General features: G+C 46.1%; 1 protein-coding gene and 1 pseudogene. Both read left to right on the top strand.

Annotated elements, in window-relative coordinates; all coding sequences use genetic code 11:
- Positions 1-117 (top strand): annotated as a pseudogene (locus tag R7E78_RS28410) (LysR family transcriptional regulator); the annotation flags it as partial.
- Positions 118-125: 8 nt separating this feature from the next.
- On the top strand, positions 126-596 hold a 471-nt coding region (locus R7E78_RS28405), incomplete at its 3' end, for an NAD-dependent epimerase/dehydratase family protein (RefSeq protein WP_318058917.1).

The following is a 596-nucleotide window of genomic DNA, read 5'->3' as shown; positions in this document are numbered from 1 at the left end:
AAGCTGGCTTGGCAAGTCAATGTTGACCTGATTCAGCATCAAAAATGGCATTCTGATCCCCTCCATCAACAAACCAAAGCAGAGCTCATTACTCTCTTTGAGCAAACAGTTAAGTAGGATAAATAATGGCAAACACATTGATTGTAGGTGCAGGTTGGCTTGGTACTCCGCTAGCGCAAGCCTTGTTAGTCGAGGGACATGATGTAGTTATTACGCGTCGTAGCCAAGCTCGGTTAGATGAACGGCCATCCACTATTGCTAATGCCGCCCTGCTTGATCTCAACGATGAAAACGCAGCGCAAAAACTGGATGAAATAATTCAGTCGAATCATATTGAGCGTATTGTTGGTGCGTTTCCACCTGGGTTTCGTCGAGGATCTGGTCGAGAGTATGCGCAGCAATGGTCAACATTAGTTAAAGCGGCAAAACAGAATGCGATTGAAAAGCTCGTCATGATCAGCTCTACAACGGTCTACCCTAATTTACCAACGGATATGAAAGAAGAATCCGCATCGCTCGCTCTCGCGCAAACCCACCCTCACTTTTCTGACAATGCGAAAATCATGCTCGAAGCGGAGCAATCCGTTATCGACTCT

The organism is Vibrio sp. YT-19(2023) (assembly GCF_033337395.1).
This window is presented reverse-complemented; position numbering and strand designations above follow the sequence as displayed.